At 62.4% G+C, this 14,936-nt stretch carries 16 protein-coding genes; 13 read left to right on the forward strand and 3 right to left on the reverse strand.

Annotated elements, in window-relative coordinates; genetic code table 11:
- Nucleotides 1-175: 175 nt before the first annotated feature.
- The gene (locus tag JY500_RS08615) at nucleotides 176-1,234 is read right to left on the reverse strand and encodes an OmpA family protein (protein WP_206256058.1); all 1,059 of its coding nucleotides are present in this window, start codon (nucleotides 1,232-1,234) and stop codon (nucleotides 176-178) included.
- A 735-nt stretch (nucleotides 1,235-1,969) separates the two neighbouring features.
- Here JY500_RS08615 and JY500_RS08620 point away from each other — a divergent pair.
- The 6 genes from JY500_RS08620 to JY500_RS08645 all read left to right on the forward strand — a co-directional run bounded on the left by JY500_RS08620 (nucleotide 1,970) and on the right by JY500_RS08645 (nucleotide 5,121).
- Nucleotides 1,970-2,476, forward strand: coding sequence for a hypothetical protein (locus tag JY500_RS08620; protein ID WP_206256059.1), 507 nt, complete (start codon nucleotides 1,970-1,972; stop codon nucleotides 2,474-2,476).
- Between the two features lie 64 nt (nucleotides 2,477-2,540).
- Nucleotides 2,541-3,122 carry a DUF1003 domain-containing protein gene (locus JY500_RS08625; protein WP_206256060.1) on the forward strand — a complete coding sequence of 194 codons (582 nt, stop codon included), beginning with the start codon at nucleotides 2,541-2,543 and terminating at the stop codon, nucleotides 3,120-3,122.
- 295 nt (nucleotides 3,123-3,417) lie between these two features.
- Nucleotides 3,418-3,564: a lmo0937 family membrane protein gene (locus tag JY500_RS08630; protein ID WP_172204316.1), complete on the forward strand. Its 147-nt coding sequence runs from the start codon at nucleotides 3,418-3,420 to the stop codon at nucleotides 3,562-3,564.
- A gap of 92 nt (nucleotides 3,565-3,656) precedes the next feature.
- Nucleotides 3,657-3,878: a hypothetical protein gene (locus JY500_RS08635; RefSeq protein WP_172204318.1), complete on the forward strand. Its 222-nt coding sequence runs from the start codon at nucleotides 3,657-3,659 to the stop codon at nucleotides 3,876-3,878.
- Between the two features lie 125 nt (nucleotides 3,879-4,003).
- Nucleotides 4,004-4,447, forward strand: coding sequence for a PRC-barrel domain-containing protein (locus JY500_RS08640; protein ID WP_206256061.1), 444 nt, complete (start codon nucleotides 4,004-4,006; stop codon nucleotides 4,445-4,447).
- 440 nt (nucleotides 4,448-4,887) lie between these two features.
- Nucleotides 4,888-5,121: a DUF2789 domain-containing protein gene (locus JY500_RS08645; protein WP_206256062.1), complete on the forward strand. Its 234-nt coding sequence runs from the start codon at nucleotides 4,888-4,890 to the stop codon at nucleotides 5,119-5,121.
- A gap of 191 nt (nucleotides 5,122-5,312) precedes the next feature.
- Here the strand turns inward: JY500_RS08645 and JY500_RS08650 are convergent.
- Nucleotides 5,313-6,463 (reverse strand): IS3 family transposase gene (locus JY500_RS08650; protein ID WP_206256063.1). Its coding sequence is split into 2 segments (ribosomal slippage): nucleotides 5,313-6,226 and nucleotides 6,226-6,463, totalling 1,152 coding nucleotides; the frame shifts between segments, so codons are not numbered across the junction.
- A 319-nt stretch (nucleotides 6,464-6,782) separates the two neighbouring features.
- Between JY500_RS08650 and JY500_RS08655 the strand changes: the two genes are divergently transcribed.
- Nucleotides 6,783-7,667: an AraC family transcriptional regulator gene (locus tag JY500_RS08655; RefSeq protein WP_206256064.1), complete on the forward strand. Its 885-nt coding sequence runs from the start codon at nucleotides 6,783-6,785 to the stop codon at nucleotides 7,665-7,667.
- Between the two features lie 372 nt (nucleotides 7,668-8,039).
- Here JY500_RS08655 and JY500_RS08660 read toward each other — a convergent pair whose 3' ends face one another.
- Nucleotides 8,040-8,348, reverse strand: coding sequence for a hypothetical protein (locus JY500_RS08660; RefSeq protein ID WP_206256065.1), 309 nt, complete (start codon nucleotides 8,346-8,348; stop codon nucleotides 8,040-8,042).
- A 198-nt stretch (nucleotides 8,349-8,546) separates the two neighbouring features.
- Here JY500_RS08660 and JY500_RS08665 point away from each other — a divergent pair, with 198 nt between their 5' ends.
- The 6 genes from JY500_RS08665 to JY500_RS08690 all read left to right on the forward strand — a co-directional run bounded on the left by JY500_RS08665 (nucleotide 8,547) and on the right by JY500_RS08690 (nucleotide 14,910).
- Complete coding sequence (locus tag JY500_RS08665; RefSeq protein ID WP_172203076.1) at nucleotides 8,547-9,197, forward strand: DedA family protein; 651 nt, start codon at nucleotides 8,547-8,549, stop codon at nucleotides 9,195-9,197.
- A gap of 71 nt (nucleotides 9,198-9,268) precedes the next feature.
- On the forward strand, nucleotides 9,269-9,910 hold the full coding sequence (purN, locus tag JY500_RS08670; protein WP_206256066.1) for a phosphoribosylglycinamide formyltransferase: 642 nt from the start codon (nucleotides 9,269-9,271) through the stop codon (nucleotides 9,908-9,910).
- A 52-nt stretch (nucleotides 9,911-9,962) separates the two neighbouring features.
- Nucleotides 9,963-11,045 carry a DUF3108 domain-containing protein gene (locus JY500_RS08675; RefSeq protein WP_206256067.1) on the forward strand — a complete coding sequence of 361 codons (1,083 nt, stop codon included), beginning with the start codon at nucleotides 9,963-9,965 and terminating at the stop codon, nucleotides 11,043-11,045.
- Nucleotides 11,045-12,307 carry an RsmB/NOP family class I SAM-dependent RNA methyltransferase gene (locus JY500_RS08680; protein ID WP_172203073.1) on the forward strand — a complete coding sequence of 421 codons (1,263 nt, stop codon included), beginning with the start codon at nucleotides 11,045-11,047 and terminating at the stop codon, nucleotides 12,305-12,307. The genes JY500_RS08675 and JY500_RS08680 overlap by 1 nt, the downstream gene beginning before the upstream one ends.
- Nucleotides 12,304-13,632 carry a mechanosensitive ion channel family protein gene (locus JY500_RS08685; RefSeq protein WP_172203072.1) on the forward strand — a complete coding sequence of 443 codons (1,329 nt, stop codon included), beginning with the start codon at nucleotides 12,304-12,306 and terminating at the stop codon, nucleotides 13,630-13,632. Before JY500_RS08680 ends, JY500_RS08685 begins: the two co-directional genes overlap by 4 nt.
- Before the next feature lie 105 nt (nucleotides 13,633-13,737).
- Complete coding sequence (locus JY500_RS08690) at nucleotides 13,738-14,910, forward strand: DesA family fatty acid desaturase (protein WP_206256068.1); 1,173 nt, start codon at nucleotides 13,738-13,740, stop codon at nucleotides 14,908-14,910.
- Nucleotides 14,911-14,936: the final 26 nt, after the last annotated feature.

The raw sequence follows: 14,936 nt of genomic DNA on the forward strand, positions 1-14,936 counted from the left end.
AACGGAATCGCTACTGACGCGAGTCGGCATCTGCCGGCGTAACGTTTGACCACTTGCCCGTTGAGGTGTGGCACCCCAATTGGGCGCGATCAGGGCGGAGCGCATGCGTGGCGCCCGTGTGCAAAACAAAAAAAGAAGCCGACCTTGTGGCCGGCTGTCTTGTGTTGTGACTGCTTTACGGGGCGCGGCGCTGTACGGCGAACTCATCAACCTCAACCCGGCGGTTGGGTTCCAGGCACACGATCAATGCTGCGCGCTTGGTCTCGGTGCAGTTCACGACGGGGTTGCTTTCGCCCCGGCCGACTGCATTGAGTCGGTCCGCTGCCAGACCCTTGGAGACAAGGTAGTCCTTCACCGCACTGGCGCGGCGCTCGGAGAGCCGCTGGTTATAGCGATCGCTGCCGATTCGGTCGGTGTAGCCCGTGATCACGACCTTCTCCACCTGCGGGTTGTTGTTCAGCACCATCGCGATTTCGTCCAGTTTGGGCTGCGGTTGGCGAAGCTCCGCACTGTCGAAGTTGAACAACTCGGTCGACGACAAGGTGTAGCGCTCGAAGCGTGGGGCCGGGGCCGGCGGCGCTGCCGGTGGTGGCGTGACCGCCGCGACCGGTGCCGGCGCAGTCCGCGGCGCGGGGGCGGGGCTGGCCGGGCGATCAAACACATACAGCAGCGCGACGGTTGCGATGTTGGTGTCGGCGTGGCCAAAGCCGAAGTCATCCTGGTGCAACCAGGCATGCTGGCGGCGCAAATCGGCTTGCAGCCCCCACTGGGCGTTGTAGAGATACTGGAAGCCAAGACCCGCATCGATGTAGGGCGACGTATGGCCTGCGTGCAAGGTGGGGGAGTTGACCTTGTCGAATTCAAACCCGGTTCCGAGCATCACGAAGGGCCTGAAATTCGAACGCGAGAACAGGTAGAGCGCGTCCGCACCCAATGTGTTCTGACGATACTGAGTGTCGCCCTCGTGCGAGCGCGAGTACGTTGTGCCGAACTGGATGTCCCAGGCAGGCGAGAGCGGTTTACCAAGTCGCACACCGGCGCCAACGCCACGGTGGTCGGTGCCGAAGTCGCTATCCGGGTCGAACCCATTCATGCTGGGTGCGAGGTACCACGATGGGTTGTAGCCAACCGTATCGGTGTAGGCGGCCGTTTGCGCGAGGACTCCGCAGGAGACGGCGCAGCCGAGCAACAGGATCGCAGGTGCGATCCGCACTGATGTGTTTGTCGAGTTCATGGTCTTTCTCACTGAATGAGCGTTCGGACTGGCTAACGCGAGCCGCAGACAGCGCGGTGATCAGCCAGGGAGAGTCAGCGTCGCAGCCATGCGAACACCGGGTGGATCTGTGAAGGCGTTCCGGCCAGGGCCCCGCCTTCCGAATGTTTCAGTTCTCGTTTGTTGGTGGTTGCGCGGCAATCCATACGCATATGAGCCGTACCCGCGCTGCACCGAACCATTCACGTTCGCTTGGCCCGCACACTGCGCGTTGTGCCCTCAGGGCGTCTGTACGCTGTCGCACACGCGTTCGTGAAGTCGGGGACGGTATGTTTGCAGGCGATCTTCTGTAACCGGCAGCGCGGTGCGCTCAGCACGCCGCGAGGTCGGTGCGCCTGCCCCCTCAGATCTGGCATCAGTGGCGTTTGGTGGGGTCGCGCTCCACGGCCCGAGAGGTTCGGGAATGGTCATCGCTGGCGCCGTCTGGATCACGGCCATATGAGCGCCGGCGGTGCAATCCGGTCTCAGCGGGATGGCTGTCGGACTCCAGAAGCCTGCCGTCGCGCTGTGTGTTCGATGCCGCACAGAGTGCGCATCGTTGCTCCCAGTCCCTCTATGGCTGGCCGCGGCGCCCCGCTACGAGTGGTGGATTCCGTTTGCTCCGAGCGGCAATCGCTTTCTGTGCGACGGCGCACCGACACAGCTGCGGGCGACCGCTAGCGTCCTGAGTCCGAGATCCCGCTTTGGAGAGCGCTCATGGACGACTACCCTCATCATGTTTCCGGCTTCTTTGCTCATCGTGCGGACGCCGAGAATGCCCGTACCGAACTGACCCGGCTGGGTGTCTCACCGGAAGGAATTCATATCCTGGATAGCGGGTCCGGCGCTGCACCCCGCGCATCGGACAGCAACGAGGTGCTGAAAGACCTTGTTGTGGACGGTGCCGTTGGTGCGGCAGTCGGTACGGGCGTGGGTGCATTGACTGAGCTCGTTCTTGTTGCCGGGAGCTTCAGCCTTTTTGTCGCCAGTCCGTTGATCGCGCCACTCATGCTGCTCGGCTGGGGTGCCACGCTTGGCGGCTTTCTCGGCGCGGCGATCGGCGCAGGAAACAAGGACGGGCGCTTTTCCGCGTTGATTCGCGATGCCATCGCAAGCGGCCAGGTGGTGTTGACCGCTGAAACCCTGAGCGAAGCGCAAACGACCGCAGCGCGTGAAGTGATCAAGGCCGCCGTGGGTGGCTACAACGAGCTTCCCGTCACATGAGCCAGGCGTCGCTTGACGGAGTCGGCAGGCGTACGCGACGAACAGCCGCCAATCGGTTGCCCGGATGAGGTCCGTCGCCGGCGTCCCGCCGAAGATCGCGGAGTCTCCCGCTGGCGGAGCGGAGTCGTCTGAACGTGACCAGATCAGCCAGAACATCGCTGCGGTACTTGAGTTCTACACACGTGAGGAAGAGAACATCAGCCTCTCCCAGCGCGCCCTTGAGCGTTTCGGCCGTTTCGTAGGGCAGCCGATCTTCCTAGCCGTCATCCTCACGTTTGTCTTGCTCTGGGCGTGTTTGAACTCGATGCTCAGTGCGCTTAACGTGGTGCAGTTTGATCCGGCCCCATACATTTACCTGCAGGGCATCGTCGGCCTCACGGCGTTACTGACGGCGACCGTTGTTCTGACCAAGCAGAATCGACTCGAGAAGCTTGCCGCTCAGCGCGCGCACCTGGACCTCAAAGTCACGCTGCTCACTGAGCAGAAAGCGGCCAAGCTGATCGATCTGATCGAAGAACTGCGGCGCGACTTGCCCAATGTGCGAGATCGCCATGACCCGGATGCCGCCGCGCTGCAAAAGTCCATGAATCCAGAGCGGGTGCTGGCGGCACTGGACGAACACAGCGATCCCGCGAATCGCCCTTGAGCTTTGGCAACCCCGAAGCGGACGGCGACGAATGTCGTTGCCTCCGCTGCGCATCGTGGCGAGCTGCATGCAAGCACTGAGCTCCACCACTGGGTGCGCTAGCGCACCGACGACACGGTGCAGCAGGGCTAGAACCAAGGTACCGCCGGCATCACCGGGCGGCGTTCCACCAGCGTTGCACTTGAATGAGGGCGCAGCGCGATCGACACCTCAGCGCGGGGGCGCTCGGCGCCGCGGCAAACCACGCCGGCAGGCCCAGCAAGCAACGCGAGATCACCGAAGAAGGAAAAGCAAAATGCTTGAAATGATTGCAGTCGTACTCGTCGTGATGTGGCTCCTCGGGCTGGTCACGTCCTACACCATGGGTGGATTCATTCACATCCTTCTGGTTATCGCGGTTGTCGTGATCCTGGTCCGTTTGATTGGCGGTCGCCGCGTTTAGTCGCAAACCATTTTGAGTGAGCGCGCATCGCTTTATCGTGCGGGCATCCACCGCGTATCGAGCCGCCTTCGCGGTTCATTGGAGGTACCAACATGAACGCCATCAGATGGCTTGGTCTCGTACTCGTTGTGGGCGGCGTACTCAGCGCGATCTACGGCGGCTTCAGCTACACGAAGGAAACCCACCAGACCAGGATTGGGCCGCTTGAGCTGTCGGTCAAGGAGCAGCAGACCGTCAATATCCCTGCGTGGCTGGGGGGAACAGCCATTGCGACCGGGCTTGTACTGCTCGTGATTGGCGGCAAGAAACGCTGAACGGGCCGATCGCGGAGTGCGCTAACGAACAGACCCGTGACGCAGCGCCGGTTAGCCTCAGTACTCGGCGTCACCCGGTCAGCATGGCGCCGACCCCGACCATCTGCTGCCGCCTGGAGTCGACGATGAACTACGAAGAACGCGATGCGCTTGGCATGTACAAAAGATCAATGAGCAATGGAGTTGGCCCCAGCGTGCGCCGCGGTCCCGGCCCGTATCTAATGGGAGCCAATACACTTGTCGGCAACGATGTCTACAACGTTGACGGTGAAGACCTGGGTGACATCAAGGAGATCATGCTCGACATGCGAACTGGCCAGGTCAGCTACGCGGTACTGGCCTTCGGAGGCTTCCTGGGGATGGGCGACAAGCTGTTTGCCGTACCGTGGGAGGCGCTCAAACTGGATACCGAGAACCAGCGTTTTGTGCTGCGGGTAGACAAAGACCGCCTCAAGACGGCGCCGGGATTCAACAAGGACCAGTGGCCGGACATGGCTGATGCAAAGTGGGAACAAGGCATCCGCTCCTACTACGACGCGAAGCCGCCGCTCGAAACGCCGCTTTCCTGAACCACCTGCCGACCGGGCCCAGCGTGGCCTAGTCGGCAGCTTTGCCCGCTGAGTGTCACGCGCGTGGCTCCTAAACGCTGGACAAGTGTCGGTCGCCCGCAGCCCACGCGCGAATTGCGCAACGTCCGAACGCAGTCCAGCATCGGTTGTCAAAAGTAACGGCGGGTGAGTGACGCGCAAACGCTGTCCGCGTAGTCGCAGGTCGCTACCGATTGCAGCAGCAGCCCCTCAAGCGCTGAACACATGGATGCGATTGCGTTCTGCAGATTTCGCGGGATGACGGCCCCATCGCCTAGCGCAGATGACCGCCAACTAGGCACTGGTTTCAGCCGGATGTCGCGTTGGACGAACACGCGGCTTCCACGGCTGTGTGCCACCGGGCGGCAAACCGACCGCGATGACGCTCATATCGACAACGACGGCGCAGAACAGGAGAACCAATGGAATCCCACATTCATTCGATGGCTAACCTGTTTTCCCAACTAGGGTTGCCCGCAGAGCCCGCCGACATCGAGCGCTTCATTTCAGCCAGCCGCCCTCTCGGCGGTGGCATCACCGTTGAATGCGCGCCATTCTGGTCTGAGGCACAGAGGGTGTTCCTGAAAGAGCAGATCATTCTCGATGCCGATTGGGCGGGTGTTATCGACGAACTGAACTCACGTTTGTCGAAATAGGCTTGCAGGGAGGGCTACTAGTCGCCAGGCTCTCCGCCCGTCAACGTTCGCGTGGCATCGTGATTTTCACTGGCTGTGCCCGCGCCAAAACCCGGCCCCGCCCGTTTGATCGGCCCCATGAGGCTACGATCGTCCTGCCAGCTCTTCCACTCGTCCGGTCGCTGCCGTTTGTCTGAATCGCCCCGACTTCCCTAGACAGTTTTCTGCTTGTTGAAATACCGCTGTTCGAACTCGACCGGAGACATGTTCTCGGCGTGACTATGCCGACGTTTCGGGTTGTAGAACAACTCGATGTAGTCGAAGACATCGCGCCGAGCGTCCTCTCGGGTCGCGTAGATCTTTTGGCGAATCCGTTCTCGTTTGAGTAGTTGGAAGAAGCTCTCTGCGACTGCATTGTCGTGGCAGTTGCCGCGCCGGCTCATGCTCCCCACAAGATTGTGGTGCCTTAGGAAGTCCTGCCAGTCGTAACTGGAGAACTGGCTACCTTGGTCCGAGTGCACGATGACGGAGGTGTCCGGCTTGCGTCGCCAGACGGCCATCAGCAACGCATTGAGTGCCAGATCCCGATGCATACGCGGCCCCATCGACCATCCAATAACTTGGCGCGAGAACAGGTCGAGCACCACCGCAAGGTAAAGCCAACCTTCGAAGGTCCGGATGTAGGTGATGTCGGTGACCCATGCCTTGTTAGGCGCCGTGGGTGAGAACTGGCGGTCGAGCGCATTCGGATGGACGATTGCCGGTCGTCCGCCATAGTGGCCGCGCCGGCGCGAATAGCCTGTTTGCGCACGCAGCCCTTCGACCCGCATCAGCCGAGCCACCCGATGCTTGCCGCATTGTTCGCCCATCTCGCGCAGATCATCATGGATCTTGCGATAGCCATACACGGCGCCCGACTCAAGCCACGCGTGCTTGATCAGCCCCAGGAGCCGACGATCCTCGCGGCTCCTAGGACTTTCGTGGCATCGACTCCACGCATAGAACCCGCTTGGATGGACGCCAATGACCTTGCACATCCGTCGCACCACGAACTCGCTTTGATGGGCCTGGATGAACGCGTACTTCACCCGGACTGCTTGGCAAAGTACGCGGCGGCCTTTTTTAGGATGTCGCGCTCTTCGGTGACGCGTTTGAGTTCGCTCTCCAAACGACGGATCTCCGCACTATCGGCATCCGCCTTCGCCCGCTCCGGCGCGGGCGCACTATAGCGCTTGATCCATTGGTACAGGCTGTGTGTGGAGACCCCCAGCCGCGCCGCCACCTCCGCAACGGCATGCCCTCGATCGGTGACCAGCTTCACCGCTTCAACCTTGAACTCTTCTGTGTAACGCGCCGTACCCATGACACCTCCTTGTAGGCCTCAGTGTGAGGCAAGAATGAGTCTAAGGAGTCCGGGGCGATTCAGTCATTAGCTGGCGCAGGTGCTGCAAACATTGGCTGACGAGTGAGAGGAGAACGTCACTAGACATGCGATTCTCGCGACCAAGCTGGCAGCAAATAGCAAGGTCTCGTCGCTAAGGCGTGTTAGAAGGGGCGACCGATCCGTAGAGAGCGGAAGCGTGTTGATAAAAGGGAGGAATGAATGTTGGAGACAAGTCGAGGGCCATGCGGAGATTCTGAGTTGAACGATCAAGACTTCCTCGTGACCGCAGGGGGCGCTGATGGCGCGTGCTGAACTGAAACGTCCGGAGAAGGCAGAGGCGTTCGCGCAGCGGATGAACCGCGTCATTGATTACATCGACAGCCATCTCGCCGAAGCCGAACCCCTGCGACTGGAAGCTGTGGCTGCAGTGGCTGCCTTTTCGCCATTTCACTTTCACCGCATCTTCCGGGCGTGGACTGGCGAGACGCTTCAGGACTTCATCAGGCAGCGCCGGCTGGAGAAGGCGGCAGGGCAATTGGTGCACAACCCGTCGATGACAGTCCAGACGATCAGCCAGCTCTCTGGCTTCAATTCTTCGGAGGCGTTTTCGCGGGCGTTCTCACAGCATTTCGGAATGCGCCCGAGCGCGTGGCGTCTGGGTGGCTACCGGCAGTGGGATCCGGTCGTGGGCAAAGCGGCTGGCGAGCCGGGGGAGGATGGGTTTGAGGTTCGCATCCGTGTCGAGCCGGTGCGGACGGTGGTCTATTTTCGGGTCGGTGGAGACTATCGGACTACTTCGCTGGAGGCTTGGACGAGATGCCTTGAGTGGATGGATCAGCATGGTCTTAACGACCAGCCGTGTTTCGGCATGGCGCTCGATGATCCGCGGATCACGCCGCCCGACCGTTGCCGCTACGATGCCTGCGTCGAATTGCCTGCGGGCTGGGACGTCCGCGGCGAACGGATCTCGCGCAAGGTGATGGTCGGAGGCCTCTACGCCAGCCTCTTGTATGTTGGTCCACGCAGCGGTATCGGCGATGCATGGTTGAAGATGCTCGACGATTGGCTACCCAGCAGCGGTCGTGGTCTTGGCGAGGCAGCGTTCTTCGAGCACTACCAGCGTGGGGAATTGCAGAACAAGGACCCCGTGACGGTCGAACTCTTCATGCCGCTTGGCGACTGACGCAAGCCCCCTGGCAGGGGGCTTGCAGTTCCCCGGTGCTCCGCGCTCAACGGATCCAGCAGGCGTGAGTGCGTCGATGAGGCGCATCGGCGCGCAGGTGTGAGCGCGTAGAAGCGTTGGCCGGCGTCACCGTATCTTGGCCGCCGAAGCACTCAAGGCGCGCGACGTGACAATCGAGCAAGCGGGCTTGCTGGGCGGTTCGACCTATCACTGCCCCCACAACATGCTTGTGATGACTGCGCCAAGGCAACTGCCGCGGGTAGGGCAGAGCAAGGTTCGCTTGGTCTGGGGTGTTTCGCGGCGCGTGACGTAAAGCTCGATTCGGGCCGCGGACGCCCTTCTTGTGGTCTGAGGCCTCTGGCCCAGGGCCCCTCAGGGCTTCGTGCGATGGCCGGACGTTTGTTCTTCGGGTTCAGCGGCTTCGACGGCTTGCGCTGCGAGTAGTGCGTTCGCGTACGGGCCAAGGCGGCGCGCATCGGACCAACCGAGCGGGTAGCCAAACCAGGTGCCATCGCGTTCCCGCGCGACACCGCCGTGATCGAGGTGCAGCCACCAGTGCCGATCGGCGCGTATCCACCGCGGCGGCATCTTGAGGCGGGCGGGGGTGCCAGTATCCACAGTCTCCGACGTAGGGGCCGGCATGACGGTTTCGTGGTCGTGGATATGGGTGGCGCGTTTCATGGCGCAAAATTCTATTCCTGCGTTCGCGTCGCGGGTATCGGTGCTTTGCGTATGACACGAAGATTTGCAGTCTGGGTAAAACGTCGGCCGGCGTGCGGCAACTTGGCCGCCTGCACTGAGCGCATTTTTGGTGTGCTACCCTGCGCCTCGCCCACTGCGCTTGTGGTGCGGCTTTCCCCCTGATGGTCTGGAGTTTGCATGGATTTGCTCGTTCAGTTCTTCGATATCGTTTTGCACCTCGACAAGCACCTGGCGATCCTCGTTGCCCAGTACGGCACCTGGATCTACGCGATTCTCTTTCTGATCGTGTTCTGCGAGACGGGGTTGGTGGTCACGCCTTTCCTGCCGGGGGACTCGCTGCTGTTTGTGGCTGGCGCGCTTGCCGCGACCGGCGGCATGGACATCGCGGTGCTATCCGGATCGCTGTTCGCAGCCGCAGTGTTGGGCGATAACTGCAACTACTGGATCGGGCGCTGGATCGGGCCGCGGGTGTTCCGCTGGGAAAATTCGCGCGTCTTCAACCGCAAAGCCTTTGATACAACCCACGCGTTCTTCGAAACGCACGGCGGCAAAACGATCATCATCGCCCGCTTCATGCCGCTGGCGCGGACGTTTGCACCGTTCGTAGCCGGTGTGGCGCGCATGACTTACCGCCGTTTCCTGCCCTTGGACATCCTTGGCGGCGGCTTGTGGATCTTCTCGCTGACGCTGGCCGGCTACTGGTTCGGTAACCTTGCGTGGGTGAAGGCCAACCTGAGCCTGGTGATTGTCGGCATCATCGGCATCTCGCTGATGCCGCTGGCCATTGGTTACATCAAGGGGCGCCTGGCTGGTCGCGCCGTCGCCTGAACTGTGTCCCGCCCAGGCGGGTTAAACTAGGAGGCCGACCGGCAAACCCGGCCGGCCTTTTCATTTCTGACATGAAGAAACTCGTCATCCTAATTTCTGGACGCGGCTCCAATATGGAGGCCATTGTCCGTGCCGCGATTCCGGGGGCAAAGATCGCGGCGGTGATCGCCAACAAGCCGACGGCAGCCGGGCTGGCTTTCGCTCGTGCGCACGGCATTGAGGCCGAGGTGGTCGACCACACGGCCTACGCTGACCGCGACGCCTTCGACAACGCGTTGGCGATCGCTATCGACCGCCACGAACCCGATCTTGTCGTATTGGCGGGTTTCATGCGTGTCCTGGGTGACGCCTTCGTGCGGCGCTACGAAGGCCGGATGATCAACATTCATCCGTCGCTGTTGCCGAGCTTTCCCGGCCTGCATACGCACCGCAAAGCAATCGAATCCGGTGTGCGCTTGCATGGTGCCACGGTGCATTTCGTCACGCCGACGCTCGACTGCGGTCCGATCATTGCGCAGGCGGCGGTTCCAGTCGGCGCGGATGACACCGAGGCGTCGCTGGCTGCGAAGGTGCTGGTGCAGGAGCATGTCATCTACCCGCAGGCAGTGCGCTGGTTTGTGGAAGGGCGGCTGCGTGTGGAGGGAAACCGCGTCACCGTGATCGATGCCGATCTGCCCTCGGACGGGTGGATGGTGCCGCTGCCGGATGCCTGACGGCCCAAACCGATTCCAGAGGTGGCGACAGCGCTGGTTGCGACCGCTACCGGTGGCGATCGCCTTATCGCTGCTGTTTCACTTGCTGATGCTGTCCGCGCCGGGGTGGGATCTGTCGGTGGTCGCCGAGCCGGTGCGCATCGAGGCGACCCTGCAACTGCCGCCGGTGCAGCAGACCTCGGTCACGCGTACCGAAGCGCCGAAGCCGCCTGATCTGACGCCTCGTCCGAGCGCGACGCCCAAAGGCGGCGGGCGGCCGCAACGCACGTTGGCCGTGCCGCGCGAGCAGGGGGTTGAGGCTACGGTGCCAGTCACGCAGGCGCCAGTCGAATCGCCGGAGCCCTCCCCGGGTGCCAGTTCGGCAACGGAAGTGCCTGCAGCGTCTGAGGTGGCTGCGGCCCCGAAAGACCCGATTCCGGTGTCGGTGGACCCGGCTGCCACGCAAGCCTGGCCGCGCGAAGGGCGGATTCGCTTTCAGGTGCGCTACGGCGAGACGATCGAGGTTGGCGAAATGATCCATACCTGGTCGCACGATGGGGAGCGCTACACGATGCGAAGCGAAGCCGCGACCGTGGGGCTTGCGCGACTCATCAAACGTTTCAACGGCGTGCAGCAGAGCCAGGGGCGGGTCGGGCCGGAAGGGCTGGCGCCGACGGGGTTTCAGGAGGATTTGAACGGCAAGCAGTCGCATGCGGTGTTCGACTGGGCGCAGCGCAAGGTGTTTCTGTCGCGCCCGGACCGTGTTCGCGAGGTGGCGTTTGACGGCATGGCCGAGGACATTCTGAGCCTCGCGCATCATCTGGCGTTTCAGCCGGATGGCGTAACCAGCATGTCGCTCTATGTTGTCGGCGGGCGCTGGGGGGCGGAAGCAACGCTAAGCCAGGTGGCCAACGAGTTGTTGCGCTTGCCGTGGGGCAGCATTGAAACGCGCCACTTCCACTGCGAGGCACGCAACGGCGAATTCGTTGTGGACTTGTGGCTCTCGCGCCAGCACCGTAATGCGCCGGTGCGTATCCGGGTGGATGACCGCAAACAGGGCCACGTGGTCGACGAGATTGCACGCGAGATTGAACTGGATGGCGTGAAGGCGGATATCCTGCCTTCGCGCGACGTGGACGATTCCTACAAGGGTTGATGATGCATATCACCAAGAACCGCCTCGACGAGGCAACCGAAGTCCTGTCCGAGGTGCTGCGCTTCGAGCACCCGGCGGACGCCGTGCTGTCGAGCTTCTTCCGCGAGCACAAGTCGCTCGGTCATCGCGACCGCGGCGTGATTGCCGAGACTGTTTATGCGGTACTGCGCAACCGTCGCCGGCTTGAGGCGTGGTGCGGTGATCGCGCGACCGGCCGCCGTTTGCTGTTGGCAGCCCTGATTCGTGTTCAGGGGATCTCGTCTCGCCAGCTTGAAGAGGTCGTGTCGGCCACCGAGCAGCGCTGGCTGGCCGAGCGCCAAGCTGCCGCGGCCCCCCAACTGAGCTATGCCGAGCAGGCTGACCTGCCGGACTGGCTTGCCGGCCGTCTGGCCGAGGTGCATGGCGAAGAGCGTGCCTTGCGCTTGGCGCAAGCGCTCAACCGCCCGGCGCCGCTCGACTTGCGAGTCAATCCGCTGAAAGCCAAGCGTGATGAGGTGATCGCGCAGTTGCGTGCCGATGGCATCGCTTGCGAAGCGGGCGTCTATTCGCCGCTCGCCATCCGCCTGGCCGAAAAACCCTCGCTCGCGAAGCATCCGCTCTTCCTGGATGGGTCGATCGAGGTGCAGGACGAAGGCAGCCAGCTACTCGGTTTCCTGGTCGCCCCGAAGCGTGGCGAGATGGTGGCCGATTTCTGCGCCGGCGCCGGCGGCAAGACCTTGTTGCTGGGCGGGCTGATGCGCTCGACCGGCCGGCTCTATGCGTTTGATACCGCAGAGCGGCGCCTCGCGCGCCTGAAGCCGCGGGTAGCGCGGTCTGGGCTCTCGAACGTGCATACCTCGGCCATTGCGCACGAGAACGACGCGCGCCTCAAGCGGCTGGCGGGCAAGATCGATCGCGTGCTGGTCGATGCGCCGTGCAGCGGGCTTGGCACGCTGCGCCGCAACCCGGACCTGAAGTGGCGCCAGTCGCCTGAGGCGGTGCAGGAGCTCACCGCGAAGCAGCTGTCGATTCTGTCGGGCGCAGCCCGGTTGCTGAAGAAGGGCGGGCGCCTCGTCTATGCGACGTGCAGCGTGTTGCCGGAAGAGAACGATGCCATCGTCGATGCCTTCCTGGCAGCGAATCCGGGCTTCCGCATCGTGTCCGCGCAGGATGTGCTGACGACGCAGGGAATCAACCTGGCCTGCGGCGAGCGGCTGCGTCTCGATCCGCTGGAGCATGGCACGGACGGATTCTTCGCGGTTGCGATGGAGCGCGGCGAATGAGCACGCAGGAAACGTCACAACAGGCCGGGAACGCCCTGATTGCGGCCTTCCAGGCGGTTGTTGCGGAGCTGTCGACGACGGCGTCGCAGATGCAGTTGCTCACCGTGGCCGTGATTCTTGTGGCCTCCGGTTTTGTCTCGCGGCGTGTCGTTGCGCACTTCTCGGCGCCGACGACGATGGCGCGACTGGTTCGCGCCGTGGCGTGGCCCTTGGCGGCCGTTTTGTTGTTGTTGGTCGCGCGCGCCGGATTCCGCATGGCGGGGTATCGCGGTACGGAAATCGCAATTGCGATGCAGTTGGCGTTCGCACTCTGCGTGCTGCGGCTGATCGAAGTCGCGCTTCGCCAGGTGTTCTTCAAATCGTCCTGGCTCAAGGGCGTTGAGCGCTACATCGCAGTCGGCGTCTGGGCCGTAGTGGCGCTGGATCTGCTAGGGCTGTTGCCAGAGCTCATCGACTGGCTCGACAGCATGCGCCTGCACATGGGCAAGCAGCAGGTCTCGCTGTGGACGCTGATCAACGGTGCATTGTCGTCCGCTGCAACCATCGTGGTCGCGATGTGGGTGGCAGGCATCATCGAGGATCGCCTGATGGCATCGCGCCGCATGGATAGCAGTGTCCAGGCGGTGCTGGCTCGGCTGTCGCGTGCGTTGCTGCTGTTCATCGGCGTGATGGCCGCCATGTCGCTGGTCGGCCTCGACTTCACGGCGCTTTCGGTCTTTTCTGGCGCACTGGGCGTCGGTATCGGCCTCGGCATGCAGAAGATCGCCGCCAACTACATTTCGGGCTTCATCATCCTGCTGGATCGCTCGATCCGCATCGGCAACATGATCTCGGTTGGCGCCGACCGTGGCGAGGTGCAACAGATCACCACGCGCTACACGGTGCTGCGGGCACCGACGGGGATCAACGTGATCGTTCCGAACGAGACCTTGATCGGCGCCGTGGTGCAGAACGAGACCTTTGCCGACAAGAACGTATGGATCGGCATCCCGGTGCAGGTCAGTTACAGCTGCGATGTTGAACGAGCGCTCGCGTTGCTGGTCGAATGTGCATCGGCGGGCGGAGAACGGGTGCTGAAAGATCCACCTCCGGTCGCGCATCTGGTGGCATTTGCCGATAGCGGCATCAATCTGCAGCTGGGTGTCTGGATCTACGACCCCTTGCAGGGCAATCTGGGCATCAAGTCGAACATCAACCGCGAGATTTGGCGCCGCTTCCGCGAAGAGGGGATCGAGATCCCGTTCCCGCAGCGCGAGGTGCGTGTCGTTGGGCCGGTACCGGCGGACGTGCCACCTGCGGCAATCGCGCAGGCGGGTGCTGCCTAAACCGGTTTCTGAAATGTTGGCGGCGCGTCGTTCACGCGTGGCGCGGCGCCCGCTGGTCGCATAAAATCAATAAGTTATAACCATAACCCTGAGGGGAAACGTTTGATGTTTGCTGGAATTCTCGACCTGCCCTGGTGGGGCTATGTGCTGGTGGTGCTGGGCCTGACGCATATCACGATCGCGTCGGTCACGATCTTCCTGCACCGCCACCAAGCGCACCGCGCGCTTGATCTGCACGCCATTCCGAGCCACTTCTTCCGGTTCTGGCTGTGGATGACGACGGGCATGGTCACCAAGGAGTGGGCGGCGATTCACCGCAAGCACCACGCCAAGTGCGAAACCGCGGAAGACCCGCACAGCCCGCAGATTCTGGGCATCAACCGCGTGTTGTGGGGCGGCGTGTTCCTCTACGTGAAGGAATCGCGCAACAAGGACACCATGGAGCGCTACGGCCATGGCACGCCCGATGACTGGATGGAGCGCAACATCTACACGCCGGGCCAGAAGGTTGGCATCGTGCTGATGCTGGCGATCGACATGGCGCTGTTCGGCGTAGTGCCGGGCGCGTTGATCTGGGGCGTGCAGATGATCTGGATCCCGTTCTGGGCGGCCGGCGTCATCAACGGTCTGGGGCACTTCTGGGGCTACCGCAATTACGACTGCGTGGATGCTTCGACGAACCTCGTGCCTTGGGGCATCCTGATTGGTGGTGAAGAGCTGCACAACAACCATCACAGTTTTGCGACCTCGGCCAAGCTCTCGTCGAAGTGGTACGAATTCGACATCGGCTGGATGTACATCCGCATCATGGAAATGCTGGGCCTCGCGAAGGTCAAGAAGACGATTCCGCAGCCGAAGTTTGCCGAGGCAAAGAAGATGGTCGACCTCGAGATGCTGCAGGCCATCGTGACGCATCGCTACGACGTGATGCGCCGCTACGCCAACAGTCTCAAGGATGTGTACCGCGAGGAAATGGCCAAGCTGTCGCAGAGCGAGAGCAAGGTCGATCTCAAGCAACTGCGCCGCTGGCTGAACGCCGAGCGGACCGAAGGTTTCCCGGCCAAGTTGCAGCAGCAGTTCGAGAAGGCGGTGGCTGAAAGCCCGCGCCTGCAGCAGCTGGTGACGATGAAGCAGGAGCTGGTCGCGATCTGGGCACGCTCCAGCGCTTCGCGCGAACAACTCGTGAAACAGCTGCAGGACTGGTGCGCGCGCGCGGAGGCCAGCGGTATCCGCCAGCTCGAAGAGTTCTCTGAGCGTCTGCGTCGCTACGCAGTCTGACAGCGGTTCAGAACACGAAAACGGGC

It is taken from the genome of Niveibacterium microcysteis (assembly GCF_017161445.1).
GTDB classification, from domain to species: Bacteria; Pseudomonadota; Gammaproteobacteria; order Burkholderiales; family Rhodocyclaceae; genus Niveibacterium; species Niveibacterium microcysteis.